The 13,613-nt window shown below is 68.4% G+C and carries 7 protein-coding genes; all 7 read right to left on the bottom strand.

What is annotated here, in order from left to right; translation table 11 throughout:
- Positions 1-162 precede the first annotated feature (162 nt).
- Positions 163-7,788: a hypothetical protein gene (locus ABZ714_RS07285; RefSeq protein ID WP_358824169.1), complete on the bottom strand. Its 7,626-nt coding sequence runs from the start codon at positions 7,786-7,788 to the stop codon at positions 163-165.
- 3 nt (positions 7,789-7,791) lie between these two features.
- Positions 7,792-8,100 carry a hypothetical protein gene (locus ABZ714_RS07280; protein WP_358824168.1) on the bottom strand — a complete coding sequence of 103 codons (309 nt, stop codon included), beginning with the start codon at positions 8,098-8,100 and terminating at the stop codon, positions 7,792-7,794.
- Positions 8,097-8,594: a YbaB/EbfC family nucleoid-associated protein gene (locus ABZ714_RS07275; protein WP_358824167.1), complete on the bottom strand. Its 498-nt coding sequence runs from the start codon at positions 8,592-8,594 to the stop codon at positions 8,097-8,099. Before ABZ714_RS07275 ends, ABZ714_RS07280 begins: the two co-directional genes overlap by 4 nt.
- 124 nt (positions 8,595-8,718) lie before the next feature.
- Positions 8,719-11,778: an AAWKG family protein gene (locus ABZ714_RS07270; protein ID WP_358824166.1), complete on the bottom strand. Its 3,060-nt coding sequence runs from the start codon at positions 11,776-11,778 to the stop codon at positions 8,719-8,721.
- A gap of 81 nt (positions 11,779-11,859) precedes the next feature.
- Positions 11,860-12,360: a type VII secretion system-associated protein gene (locus ABZ714_RS07265; RefSeq protein ID WP_358824165.1), complete on the bottom strand. Its 501-nt coding sequence runs from the start codon at positions 12,358-12,360 to the stop codon at positions 11,860-11,862.
- Positions 12,361-12,456: 96 nt separating this feature from the next.
- Positions 12,457-12,780 carry a WXG100 family type VII secretion target gene (locus ABZ714_RS07260; RefSeq protein ID WP_358824164.1) on the bottom strand — a complete coding sequence of 108 codons (324 nt, stop codon included), beginning with the start codon at positions 12,778-12,780 and terminating at the stop codon, positions 12,457-12,459.
- A 148-nt stretch (positions 12,781-12,928) separates the two neighbouring features.
- Entirely contained in the window at positions 12,929-13,300 is a 372-nt protein-coding gene (locus ABZ714_RS07255; RefSeq protein WP_358824163.1) for a hypothetical protein, read from the bottom strand.
- Between the last annotated feature and the right edge of the window lie 313 nt (positions 13,301-13,613).

Genomic DNA, 13,613 nt, shown 5'->3' with positions numbered 1-13,613 from the left:
GGGGCGGCCCGGCGGGCGAGGCCGTGCCGGAGTCGCCCTGTCGTTACTACGGGTCCGCCGACTCGTATCAGCAGGCCCGGAAAGGCCGGAGGTGCCCTGGGTTCCCGCCTCGGCGCTGTATGACGACCGGGAGGCTCCGGCTATGCCTGGGAGCTCAATAGATCAGGGGTTGTTATAGATCTGGTGTATTTCCTGGTACGCCTCAATGAGAGCGTCCCGATCCAGGTTTGTATATCCGGTGGATTGTTTTATCAGTTCATCGATCTGGTCGTTATAGAACCGACCGTTTTCGTTTCCTTTGAGGAGATCATTCCAGCGACGTTCCATCATCCATTTCACACTGAAGATCTTACCGATCTCGTGAACCTCCGATGCTCTTCCTTGGAACTCCTGGATCCTTGCCTCAACAGCTTTGAGTTTATTCTTGAGTAGCTCGACTTCATCCGCCGGGCGTCCAGCCTTGAAACCGTCCAGCTCATTAAGATACGGCTTGATGCGATTAAGTACATCGTATGCGCTGAACTGAGATTCCTGAATCGCGTTCAGTCCGGCCACGAAGTTCTCACCCATGAGTGGATGGGAGCTATGCATGTACTGAGTGAGGGTGGCCGAATCCGCCGACTCATCACCCAGGTAGAACTTGATGGAGTGCGAGATCATTCGGATGTCGCTGTCGTGGAACTTGCCCTCCCAATTGGCAATGCCCTTCTTCGTGTCATTCTCGCGTGGATGCTCAGTGAAGGCATGCCCGTAGAACCGCCCGTACACATCCTCCAACTTCAGGCCACGGGACCATCCCTTGGGGACAGTCCTGTTCGGCAGGCCGTCGTCCATCCGATGCGGGCTGATATCAATGGCTACGATCTTGATACCCGCGAAAGCGAGCTCGTCCATGATCCCACTCCGCATCCCCACCGCCCCCACCACGGTGAATTCATCGGCGAGATACTTCAAAAGGGAAAGTTCCGCACGTCGCCCGCCATCCTTCACCGATGGCCAGGTCCAGTAGTTCGTGAGATTTGCCGCCCCCGCAACGGACCCCATCTCACCCATGGGGACGACCAGTGTGTCCTTCAACTCGGTGGCTACAGCACGGGCGATCTGCGCATAGCCCACTGTTCCGGTGTCAAGCGCCGGAGCATTGGCACCCTTGCGATCGCTGTGACCCGTAGCCCTGAAGGGGACAATCACATATTTCTGACCGTCCTGGAAGTTTCCAAAATTCTGCAGGTCGCGATGGAAGCGCTCACCCTCTTCTCTGGAGTAGCTGCCGTACAACTCGGCAAAATCCGGGATGTACTTTTCCTCACGCCGCTTCTGGCGCCATTCTTCCCACGCCTTGTCCCGCCGGTCGTTCTGGGCCTTCTTCTGCTGTTTGTCCGGCTTCCCTACCAGCGGCTCCGGGTCCACCCACTGTCCCCGAAATTCATCCCGGTCACTCTTGGCTCCACTTTTTTCGATGAAGTACTTCTGAACCTTCTCCGTGGCGCTGGTCTCGGTCAAGTTGTACTCGACAGGGAATTCTCTGGCCGCCGTATAGATCACCTGCAGACCTTGTCGGGAAAGATCTTCGTGCAGATCGACGATCTGATTGGCCTGATTCTTGGTTTCCGAGCTGACGTTCCAGACCAGCAGATTTTTGCCGCCGTAGGGGTTCTGCTCGACATCGCCACGCATCGCGATCAACGCGGCCCGCATATGATACATATCGCCGGAATTCTCCGCCCGGATGACAAGCGTCGTCCGAGGGTCCGCCTTCCCCGGATCGAAAATCTTGGGGTTTGGGGCGATCCGCGTGGGAGAGTTGGAGCTGCTGGAGGATTCACTCTGATCATTGCCGACGAATCGCCCGAGAGGCTCTTCCGTCATCCTCAGATTGACCGCTTCATTGAGAGCCCGGACAGCCTCGATCTGCTTGTTGTCATCCGCCCCTCGTTCACGGGCGAGATAGTTGTTTCCCGCCACGACGACATCATTGAGGGCGGTCATCCGCTCCTTCGGATCAGCCGTCTCGGAAAGGTCTTCGAACTTGCTCAGAGCGTCCCTCACCTTGGTGAGGCGGTCAGGCTCCGGCTGGGAACTCGTCGCGTCCTGGGCTGTATCGCCGGGGTCGGCCCCTACCGGCTCCCTGCTCGGCAGGCTGGTTTGCCCCTCGAACTCCGCCACCGTCATCACCTTGGTGCCAACGGGGGCGCGACTGGGCGAATGGGTCGGGACGTCGTCCTGGGCGAGCCGGAGATGTCTGCCGTCGGTGGACCGGGTCGGTACCGGCTCCGTACTCGGTTCCCGGGTGTGGGAGGGGATGTTCACCGTGTCACTGACGTCCTCGATCTTCTTCAGGTAGTCGACGGGCACCTGATCGAGGTCGTGTCGTTCGGTCCTGACCATCGGGCCGGAGGTCTGGACACCGGTGAGTCGGCTGTCACTGCGGAAGACATGGGTGCCGTCGGTCTTCCGGCCGTTGCTGGTGTCGAGGTACTCGTCGGGAAGCCCCAGGTAGTGCAGGAGTTCATGGACGAGCGTGCCGTCGCCGTGCGCTGTGTCCCAGTGGAGCTGGTCGGCCCGGCCCGGCTTCGGATCCCGGGTCAGGGTGACGGCCTCGCCGTGCTTCGGGTCGGGCTCCAGCTCGACGGTGATCCGGAGCTGGTCCCCGGACTTGGGCAACGTATAGCCGCTGTTCAGCGTCTCGTTCAGGGTGTTCTGAAGTCGCGTCTCCAGCTCCCGTACGTCTCCGTCGCGCAGGTCGCCGACCGTGCGCACGGGCAGGGTGATCACGAAGTGCCGGACCGTACGCCCGTCCTGGAGGTGCTCACGGCGCACATGGTTGCGGATCAGAGTCGTCGACCCGTCGAGCAGACCCGGCCGGCGGTTGCTCTGGCCCAGCACCGGGTCGAAGCGTTCGGTGTGGACCCGGGCCAAAGGCGCGTCGTCGATCCGGGTGAGCTGCTCCGCCGTTACGGGGGCCGGGGTCCGTTCGGCCATCGACCGGGGCGGGCGGGATTCGCTGTCCGGCCGGGCCGAGGCGTACGCGGCCGACCGCGGCGCGGGCAGCGGGGTGTCCGCGGAGCGGCCGGGGGCCGGGGGCGGAAGGGGTGGGGCCGGGGGTATCGACGAGGTGAGGAGCTGGTACGCGAGTGAGGCACGGTCCGTACCGGCGGACGGCGGTGTGACGGAGGCCGCGGCGGGGGCGGGCCGGGCGGTGGGAGTACGGGTGTCCACCGGGCCGGACGCGCTGGTGGTGACCGGCGTCGGCGTCGGCTGAGCCGGAGGGTTGGGACGTGTCGGGGCGGGGCCCGCCGCGGGCGGGGCCTGGGAGGTCTGGAGGCTGGTCGTCGAAGTGGTGGGGATCGGTGCCGACGACGAACCGCCGGTCATCGAAGCGGCCGGGTTCGAGGAGCGGGTGTCCGCCGGGGTGGTCACGGTGCCCGGGGCCGGGCGGTCGGGATTCCGGCGGGTGTACGCCGTCTCGGCCTCCTCGCGCAGCAGCGCGTAGAACGGGTTGTCCGCCGGGATCCCCCACTGGTGCATATAGACCAGCATCTGGTTGAGGACGGTGTCGTACTCGACCAGTGTCCCGGACGCGTCACCGGCCGCCTTGTCCCAGGCCAGCAGTCGGGCCTTCTCATGTGCGGTGAGTTGTCTGGCGGGAGGCTCCGCGGGTACGGCCGCCCCGGGGCGGGCCGCCTCCTCTTCCCACTTCAGCTTGGCGTCCCAGAACGTGTTCGCGTACTGCTCCAGCTTCCCCTTCTGCCGACCGTAGACCAGCTTCTCCTCCAGCAGGAGCCGCCGGACGTCCCGGGGGCCGCCGAACACGTCGCTCCGGTCCAGCTCGGTTCTGAGTCTGCCGAGCGCGGCGCTGCGCTCCCCGGCCAGCCGCTGGATGTCGTCCGTCGTCGTCCCGGACGGCGCGAGCTCCATGACCGGGCTGCTGCCGAACGTCTGGAAGGCGGCGACATGGGTCAGCTCATGGGCGATATGCCCGAGCAGGAACGACGTACCGCTTCTGGCCTGGGTGTCGACATTGAAGGTGAAGGCCGGCGGGGCGTCGGTGGGCGAGGTGAGCTTCATTCCGCCCTTGCCGTACTGCATCACGGTGACGAGCCGCTTCACCTCCTTCAACTCTTCGATGACGCTCCTGGTCACGTCCGGCAGCGACGAGTCCTCGCCGAGCGAGAAGAGCTCCTGGACGAGCTCGTCCGTGATCGAGTGGAACCGCTCCGGCCGGATGGCCAGGGCGGACCGTTGCGCCTCGCCGGGGAGCGACGGACCCTCGTGGAGCCGCCCCTCTCGCAGCAGGGTGTCCAGCGCTTCCAGCCTCTGCCGGAAGGTCTCCTCGCCGAGCAGGCTCCCCTCCGTACGCGCCTGTTCGCCGAGGGCCCTGACCCCTTCGGCTCGCGGGCCGCCGCCGTCCCCGAGGTACTTGAGGTAGCCGTCGGACGCGCCGACGACCTTCATGAAGGCCCCGATACGCTCCATCGGCCCGGCGTTCTCCGGCAATCCGTGCAGAGCCCGGAGGGCGGTGTCCACCGCGCCGATACCCGCCCGCTCGCCGAGCTGCCTGACGGTCGCCGCCCGGGGACCTCCGATGTCCCCGGAGGACTCCGGATACTTCTCGGCGGCCGTGACGAGCCCTTCGAGGGCGTTCCGCCGGCCATCCGGTCCGGCGTCGCGCAACTGCTCGTGGGTGGCCTGGAGCAGGGCCTCGATCCGTTCGAAGCTGGCCCGCTCCTTCAGTTGCCGGACGCCCTCGATCCGCGGTCCGCCACCGCTCGCCTTGTGATTCAGATAGCTGTCGCAGGCGGTGACGATCTTGCCGACCTCGAAGGCCCGGTCCAACGGATCGGTACCGGCCGGGAGTCTGTGATACGCGCCGAGGGCCTTGTCCACGGCGTCGATCGCGGACTTCGAGCGGATACCGCTGCCGGACGAGGCCCTCTTGAACTCGTCCGGGCTCATCACCCCGTCGCCGGGGCGCAGCACGGTGGTGGGCAGCTCTCGCGGGCCGGTCTCGGACGACGTGGTCCTCCGGGTGAAGTCGTCCTCGCTCATCACCCCTTGCCCCAGGTGTGCGCTGGAATCCGCGTCGGTGTCGTTCGTTGGCGGGGCGGGGCTGGTCGGGTGCAGCGGCGTGTCGTCGTCGGCGAGGCGGGAGCGCCTGCCGGACGGCGCCTGCTGGTCCGCTTCGGGCGAGGGCAAAGACGAGGACGACGGCGAGGGCTCCGGGGAGGCCGGGGGCGGTACGGGGGTCGGGTCGGTGTTCCGCGGTACGGATTCCTCCGTACGCGCGCGCTCGCCCGACGTCGTATCGGATACCGGGCCGGCCTCGGTCCGGATCGTCTCGTCGGCGGAGTCGGCGACGGGGGTACGCTCCGGGTCGGTCGGGCCGTCGGAGCTCATGACCGGTGGGATCGGCGTGGCGGACGTGTTCTCGTCGGTCGCGGAGCGGTGGCCAAAGTCCCCGTGCTCACCGTCCGGCTCGTCGGTCGGGTTCGGCGACCCGGTCGTGCTCTCCGTGACGGGGCGGTTCTGTTCTCCCGCCGACGCGTCGTCGCCCTGCTCGCCGTCGTGCCGGGGGGACTGCTCTCCGGCGCCGTTCCGGTCCTGGTCCTGGCCTTGGCCTTGGTTCTGATCCTCGTTTCGGTTCTGGCTCTGGTCCTGCGGCGGGGAACCGCCTTCGGTGGAGAGGTCCGTCGGCCGGTGCCCGGTGGAGTCCGTTCCTCCCGGTCCGGAGGTCGACGACGACTGGTCGGAGCCGTTCGGCTGGGACTTCTGCTGCTGCGAGCCGGTGCCGGAGGGCTGGGCGGCGGCCGGAGCCTGCGAGGAGCCCGTGGCGGTGTTGCCCCCGGCCGTACTCCCGGCGTTGCCGCCGCCGACCGCGGCCGCGGGGCTGCCGCCACCGGTCCCCGCGGCCATGGGCGCCGGACCTGAGACCATGCTGACCGGCGGGTTCTCCGGCTGTTCGTCGTCCCGGCCGTCCGCGCCCTCCGGGCCGTCCCCGGCCCCCTCCGACGTGTCGGAGTCGCCTTCCCAGGGCTCCAGGTAGTCGAGGTCGTCGTCCTCGTGGGCGAAGAGCTCGGCGAGGCCGTAGTCCGAGTCCTCGTCGAACGAGCTGTCCGCCGTCTGCTCCGTGCTCGCGCTCGTCGCGGCGGCCGGGGACGACGAATCGCCGCCGGGGCCGAGGTCGCCCGCGGTCAGTCCGCTCGGCGGGTCCATGCCCAGATTTCCGCGCAGGCCCATGGCGAGGTTCTCGCCACCGGCCTCCATCATGGCGTTCAGCCGGCCCTCGACCATGCCGGAGCCGAAGGTGAGTCCGGAGGTCTTGAAGGTGTGTTCGTCGGAGAAGATCAGGTTGTACATGCCCTCGGAGACAGCCGCGTGGGCGCCTTCGAAGAGGCCGCGGCCGGTGCCCTCGACGATCTCCCGCATGATGCTCAGGCCGAGAGCGTCGGAGGCGCCCTTGGTCAGGACCTTGGTGAGGTCGTCGCCCAGGTCGCCCGTGATCGGCTTGAGGGCGTTCCCCAGGTCGTCCGGCAGTCCCTTGGTGCCGGTCTTCTCCAGCAGTGCCTTGGCCCAGTTCTCCCCCGCCTCGCGGGCGGCTTCCTTGCCGGCCTTGTCACCGAACTGCTTCTGGAACGCCTCGCCGACGTCCTTGATGAACTCCTGCTGCACCTTGGGGCCGGTGGGCCCGTGGGTGTTCGGGAGGTGCTTGCGGAAGGCCTCGGTCAGGTTCTGGCCGAAGGAGCGCTCAGGCGCCGGGGACGGGCCCTTCCCCGTGCCGGAGTCGGACTTCTTCGGCTCCGGCGAGGGCTTCGGCGTGGCGGGGTCCGGCTTCCCCGGCGGCGGGGGTACGGGCCCTTCCGGCTTGGGGGTCGTCCCGTTCGGAGGAGAGGTGGAACCCGTCGTTTCCGGCTTCCCGGAGGCCGGCGGCGGAGTGGGGGCATCCGGATCCGGGGTCGGCGCCACCTTCGGGTCCGGCTTCGCGGAACCCGGGGGAGGAGTCAGGTTCAGATCCGGACTCTTGTCCTTCGGCTTCGGCGGGTTCAGTATGTCGTCGATCTGCTTGCCGAGGTCGGGTCCCGCGTCGAGCCCGAACCTCTTCGCCAGGAACTTCCCGAAACGGTCGCCCAGGAAGTTGAAGGGGCCCGCCAAAAGGCCCTGGACCATGCCCGACAAGGCCGCGTTCTTGGTGAGTTCGGTGTCCCACTCGTCACGGCTGCCCTGGTTCAGCTGGACCCACTGGACCATGGCGTCCAGCGCCACGCCCAGCCCGACATTGATGACCTGGTGCGTCAGCAGCGTCAGGATCATACGGCCGATCCACGACTTGATGAGCCACCGGATGATCGCCATCTTCTGCATGTACGCGGCGATCGAGGCACCGAAGAAGAAGGCGGTGGCCGCCGCGATCGCGGCCTCGACGAGGAGCATGATCAACTGAGCGATGATCATGTACTTGGTGTACTGGAGCTGAGTGGCGCTCTTGCGGGTGAAGTCGGCCATGAGCTGCGCCTGGTCGCCGACCGCTTTGAAGTAGTCCAGTCCTTCCTGACCGCCGAGGAAGGACTTCATCGCCTCCTGGTACATCTTCCCGGCGTCGCCGTCGAACTTCTCCTTGGTGAAGCCGAGCGCCTCGGCCACCAGGGCCTGGAAGTCCTGGTTGAGTTTCCCCTGGAGGTCCCGGTGCACCTCGGCGAGGGCGAACATCTTGTCCTCGTCGCCGTCGGGCGGGACCTCGCCCGTCAGAATGGCGAACAGCCAGGCGCACTCGGGGGGAAACTCAATGGCCATGGGTCAGCGCTTGCCAATGCTGTCGTGGATGTCGTTCTGGGTCTTCCGGAACCTCGCGCCGGTGAGCTTGAGGCTGGCGGCGCTGCCCTTGACGGCCGCGCTCAGGGCGTCGACGCCCCCGACACACGGCTCCAGTCCCTCGTAGTACTTCTTGGCGAATGCCTCGCCGAACTCATCCGTGCCCCAGCAGCCCCGAAAGCTGGTGATCTTGTCGATGTACTCCTCACGGATGATCTTGAGCTTGTCGCCGACCTGATCCAGGGCGTCGCCGCCCTTGCCGACTCCCTCGGGGTCCACGTCCAGCCCGCTCATCGCGCCGTTCCTTCCCGCGCCACGGCGTCGCCGTCGCTCTCGTCGTCCACCAGTTCGTCCAGGAGCGCGCCGGATGTACGCGGCCCGCCGCGCGGCTCGGGCACCTCGATGCCCTCCTCCTTCAGGGGGGCGATGAGGTCGTCCCAGGAGACCGGGGTGAATCCGGCCTCGCTGTCGGCCGACATCCCCGGGACCGGGCCGAAGGGCCGGTAGAGGTCGATCAGTTGGGCGGCGGCCTCCCGGCGGGCCTGCGCGATGGTGCTCATCAGGGCGCCCGACAGCTCGGCGGGCGCCATCGAGCGGTAGCGCGAAGTGGGGAACCGCAGGCTCCGCAGCTCGCCCTGGGCTCCGACGGTCGCCTCGACCGACCGGTCCTTCGAGGTCACCGTCACGGAGATCCGGGTCGCCTCGGCGGAGGCCCGGTTCAACTGCTCCCGGGTCTCCTCGAACTCCGTGAGCGCCTCCGCGAGGCGCGCTTCCCAGTGGTTGGTCATCGCTCCGTTTCCACCTGTCGTTCTCGTCGCTGGTCTTCGTTCCGGCGGGGCGTACGAAGGCGTGGGCCGGCCCGGTCCCGTACGCCGGGCTCGTCGCACGGCGATACCGGCGGCCGCGGGCAGGTCATCTGCCGATCACCCCGGCGACGCCGCCCTCGTCGGTGCCCCAGACCTCTTCGTCCTCGCTGATCCAGGTCTGGCGCTCGCGCTCGTCGTTCTGGCCGCCCTGGCCGCCGCCCATGCCGCCCATCCCTCCCATGGGGGGCATCATCGGCGGCATCATTCCGGAGGAGGTGGGCGGACGCCGGGAGGCGTCCTCCGGCCCGGGACGGCCCTTGGCGGCGCCCGTGTCGTTCGCGGCGGCCGACCGACCGCCGTCGCCGCCCGTCGCTCCGGCAGCAGTCGGCGGCGGGGGGACGAGGCTGTTGCCGGTGGAGTTGAGACTGAGGGCGGGGGGCTGTTGGCCCCCGCCGGACGAACCGTAGGACTTGGGAGGGCTCCAGCGGTTGTTCGACAGGTCGCCGTCGCCGAACTTGCCGTACCCGCTGGAGCCGAGGCCGGGAGGCGGCGGTGCCTGCTTGCCGCCGGTGACGCTGACGGTACGGCCGTCCGCGTCGGTGGTGATCACGCGGCCGTCCGGATAGCTGACTTTGCGGCGGCCGTCCTTGTACTCCTGGTCGAGGGTGCCGTCCGGATAGCGGGTGGTGGTGGAGCCGTCCGCGTTGTGTGTGGTGGTGGCTCCGGCCTTGCCGCCGAGCGGATTCAGGTGCTCGGTGGTCTTCTTGCCGTCGGCGTCGGTGACCGTGTAGGTGCCGTCGGGGCCGAGCCGGGTGGAGGCCCCGTCCTTGTAGGTGGTGACGACGGTGCCGTCCGTCTCGACCTTGGCGACCGAGCCGTCGGCGTACTCGATGGTGGAGGAGTTCTGTCCCAGCCGGGAGACGGTCTTCGTGCCGTCCGGGTCGAGCGTGGTGACGGTGCCGTCGGCACCGACGGTGGTCCGGGTGCCGTCGGGGTGGACGGTGGTGGTCGAGCCGCCCTTGTCATAGGTGGTGGTGGAGCCGTCGGGGTTGCGCACGGTCTCGCCCGGTGCCGGGTGGCCGACCTTCTTGTTGCCCTCGGCGTCGATGGTCGTCACAGTGCCGTCGGCGGCGCGCTGGACGATCGCGCCGTTCTTGTACTGGGTGACCGAACTGCCGTCGGACTTGTACGTGGTCTTGCTGCCGTCCGCGTAGGTGACGGACTGGCTGCCGTCCTTGTTCAGGACGGTGGTGGATCCGCCCGGGTTGGTGGTGGTCACCGTGCCGTCCCGGCCGACGGTGGTGGTCGCGCCGTCCTTGTGGGTGGTGGTGCGCGAGCCGTCCTGGTTGTACGCGGTGGTGGAGCCGTCGGGGCCCTTGACCGTCTTGAGCGGCGGCGAGGGAGTGCCGGTCCCGGGGGTGCCGGGCGGCGGCTGGTTGGGGCCGAGTCCCGGCGGGGGCTTGATTCCGGTGCCGGGCGGCGGCTGGTTCGGACCCAGTCCGGGCGGGAGCGCACCGGGAGGGAGGACGCCGGGCGGGGTGATCACCTTGCTGCCGTCGGGGCGAGTGGTGGTGTACGACCCGTCGGGGTTGCGGACGGACACCGAGCCGTCGGGGTTGCGGATGACGTTCTTGTCACCGCCGCCAGGTCCGCCGAGGTCGGAGCCCGGTGGGGGCTTCAGTCCCCCCGGGCCGCCGGTACCGGGGCCGGGGCCGTTGAGATCGAGGCCCGGCGGAGGCTTCGGGGCGCCCGGGCCGCCGACACCGAGGTTGCCGTCCTTGCCACCCGGCCCGCCGATGCCGAGGTTGCCGTCCTTGCCGCCCGGGCCGTTGGGACCGAGACCCGGCGGCGGCGGGATCTGGCCGTCGCCGCCCCCGCCGCCGAGCTTCTTCTCCATCTCCTCCTTCTGGCGCTGGGCCTCCTTCTCCGCTTCGGCGGCCTTGCGCTCGCCCTCGCGCTGGGTGAAGCGGGCCCGCAGATCGGTGAAACCGGCGTTGAAGGCGAAGGAGGAGTTGGCCCGGGCGAATCCGGCCAGGCTGTTGTTGAGGGTGGTGGCCAGCGGGCCGGCGAAATCGTCCAGGATATTGAGGCCGACCGGGCCGCCCTCGGCGGCCTTGGCGCCCGTCCAGCTGTCGTACGACCTGCGCCCGATCTCGCGCCATGCCTCCTCGGTCCGGAGATCTCCGAATTCCGGGTGGTAGATGGAGAAGCCCGCGGTCGCCTCGCGCACCCCCTCGGTCCGCCACACGAAGGAGCTGCCCGCGGCGACGGACACCATCCGCGTACCGCCCGTCGTCTTCGCGATGTTGTTCTCGTCGAGGTACTTCGCCACCACGTCGAGCCAGTGGTCGAGATGACCGGCCGGGTGGTGGGCCATGGTGGCGTCGGCCTTCCACGCCGTCCACCGCTGGTGCAGATTGTCGGCGAGGTCGTGGACGGCGTTGGCCGCCTGGACGAGAGTCTTCCCCGGGCCGGAGACCGGAGTGTAGGCGGGGGTGACGTACGGCATCGTGGTCGGCGGGGCACCGGTGCCCGCCGCGAGCACGGTGGCGAGGTTCTTGTAGCCGAGGTGCACTCCGTCGATCAGTTCGCGGAAGGCGTCGGCGCTGGTGCCCCGCCATGCGGCGTCGCCGTCGCCGAGATCCTTCAGCCATCCCGCCAGCACGGGTTCCTTGGCCTCGAAGTACTTCAGGACGGCGTCGAAGGACTTGGCGTTCGCCACCAGGGAGTTGAGGTCGGGGCTGTCGGCCACCCCCTCCTTGCTGTCGAACTGGTAGCCGTTGGCCGTCCCCTTGTTCACCAGGGCGCCGAGCGCGGCTCCGTAGCCCTCGATGAACCGGTTCACCACACCGTCGGGGCTGAAGTCGTTGTTGGTGTCCATGTCCGAGGCGAGCGAGAGCGTCACCTCGTAGTAGGACGTGATCGAACCCCCGCCCGGGTCCTGGTAGAACTGGATGACACGCTTCGTGCCGGGACCGAAGTCCTTCTGCGTGTTCTCCCCCATGGCGGAGAGCGACTTGTGCTGGATGTCGGCCTTCAGCCAGCCTCGTCCTCCGTTGCCGCCGGAGTCGGAGGTGCCGCCGGCCTTTCCGACGTCCTCGCGTTTCCCGCCGTCGAAACCGGTGAGCGGTCGGACGATGTCCTCCCAGAGCACGTTCGCGGCCATGCAGACGGTTCCTTCGGTCGATTTCAGCGGGCGGGGCGGAGGACTGGGCGAGGCTGTGCGGTGAGCCGGGGCCGTCGGGTGTCAGACGGACTTCGGCGGCACCAGCCCGTTGTTGATGTTCGCCCAGTCGTCGAGGAACTTGTTCGCCTCCACCTGGTCGAGGCTGGAGTCCTGGGCGGACTCCATCGCGGCGATGGTGATCGCCAGATTCTGCGAGATGTTGTTGAAGAGGTCCTGCTGCTGCAATTCGATCCCGGCGAGCGTCCCGGCCGACCTCTTGACGAAGCCCAGCAGGGAGGCCGCGGTGAGCTTGTCGCCCTCCTTGGGCGCGCCGAGCCGCCCGAGCTTGAGCGGCGAGTTGGCGAAGCTGGCCGTCGAGCCGCTCTGTTCACTGAGCGAGGGCATGTCGTCGACCGGGGTCGTTCCCCCGGCGGGGTCCGGCGGATCGGTCGTCAGGACGACGAGCTCGTTGATGAACCACTGCACCCCGTTGACCTTGCTGTCCTTGAAGGTGCGGAGGCTCTCCACATCGAGATGGGAGAGGTCGGCCCGGCCCGGGGGCTGTGGTGGTTGCGCGGACATATCGGCTCTCTCGTACGGCGGGGGGCGGGCGGGGTGGGCGGGCCCCGGGGGTGCCCGGGGCCCGGCGGGCACCGGGCGGTACCCGGGCGGCGGGCGTCAGACGCGGATCGAGCCCCACTCGCTCGCCGCCTTGTTCTCGTGCCTGCGGTAGATCTCGACGATCTGCTCCAGCAGACCGCTGTGCTTCTGCAGGATCTCCGCGAGGGCGTTGGAGGACGCGTTCCACGCGTCCTGCTTCTGGTCGTACGTGGCGGCGTCCATGCCCTGCCAGGCGGTGCGCAGGGCGTCCAGCTCGGCGTTGAGGTTGAGCACCGTGTTCTGGATGGCCTTGGTCTGCGTGCGCATGTCCTCGGCCGCCATGTGGACGGAGTTGTACTCGACGTGGATGACACCGTCGTTGAGGTGACTGTTGAAGGACACAGGGGCTCCAGGAGGGGTCCGGTGGGAAGGGTGTCGGTGCGGCGGCCGGCGGGGGCGGCCCGGTGCGGCACGGGTCCGCGTACGGCCGGACGGTGCGCGATCGCGCGGATCCCGCGGTGGCGTCACCCGCGCGCCGGGCGGTGTGGGGCTACTTGCGCATCAGGGCGCCGTAGGCGGCGTCGCCCAGCTGGGCGTGCTGGGACTTGGCCGAGGTGATGAGTTCTTCGATCTCGCTCTGGGTGCGGTTCTGGGCGAGGCCGGTGCGCTGGAGGGCGTCCATCATCTCCGACATCCGGGCGGTGATCTGGTCGACCTGCCCGCTCCACTCGGTGAGCAGGTTCTGGAAGGCGCCGCCGTCCTTGCCGCCGTACGCCTTGATGAGGCCGCTCATCGTGGTCTGGACGTCCTGCTGGGAGCGCTTGATTCCGCTGTGCGCCTGCTGGAGGGCGTTGTGGCCGAGCTGGTTGGCGTGCTGGCTGGAGGTCTGGAGGTTCCCGGGGCCGGGTCCGGCAGAGGTCAAGGCGTGTCCTTGGGTCGCGGTGAAGGGCATGGGGCGCGGCCACCTCCGCGCCGGGTGCTCTCGCCCCGTGGTGCGGTGGGTGACGCGGGCCGCGATCCCGGCGGTCCGGCGGGAGTCCTGGGGGGTCTCGGTTCGGGCCGCCGGGATCGTGACTCATGCGTTTCGACCCTGAGGATGTGATCTCAGGTCACCCGGTTTACCCGCATGGCCGATTGGCTGAAATTGATCGGTCGGCGGCGCTCGCCGCCCTGGCCGGTGCCTTCGCCGGGGCCAAGCGCGGCAGCACGTCCTGGCCGCCGGAGTGGCGCGAGGC

This window comes from Streptomyces sp. NPDC006798 (assembly GCF_040635975.1).
Classification (GTDB): Bacteria; Actinomycetota; Actinomycetes; order Streptomycetales; family Streptomycetaceae; genus Streptomyces.
This window is presented reverse-complemented; position numbering and strand designations above follow the sequence as displayed.

Bases quoted from the DNA above. Each gene is read 5' to 3' on its own strand.
- ABZ714_RS07275 (WP_358824167.1), bottom strand. From the start codon at position 8,594: ATGACCAACCACTGGGAAGCGCGCCTCGCGGAGGCGCTCACGGAGTTC.
- ABZ714_RS07280 (WP_358824168.1), bottom strand. From the start codon at position 8,100: ATGAGCGGGCTGGACGTGGACCCCGAGGGAGTCGGCAAGGGCGGCGAC.
- ABZ714_RS07285 (WP_358824169.1), bottom strand. From the start codon at position 7,788: ATGGCCATTGAGTTTCCCCCCGAGTGCGCCTGGCTGTTCGCCATTCTG.
- ABZ714_RS07265 (WP_358824165.1), bottom strand. From the start codon at position 12,360: ATGTCCGCGCAACCACCACAGCCCCCGGGCCGGGCCGACCTCTCCCAT.
- ABZ714_RS07270 (WP_358824166.1), bottom strand. From the start codon at position 11,778: ATGGCCGCGAACGTGCTCTGGGAGGACATCGTCCGACCGCTCACCGGT.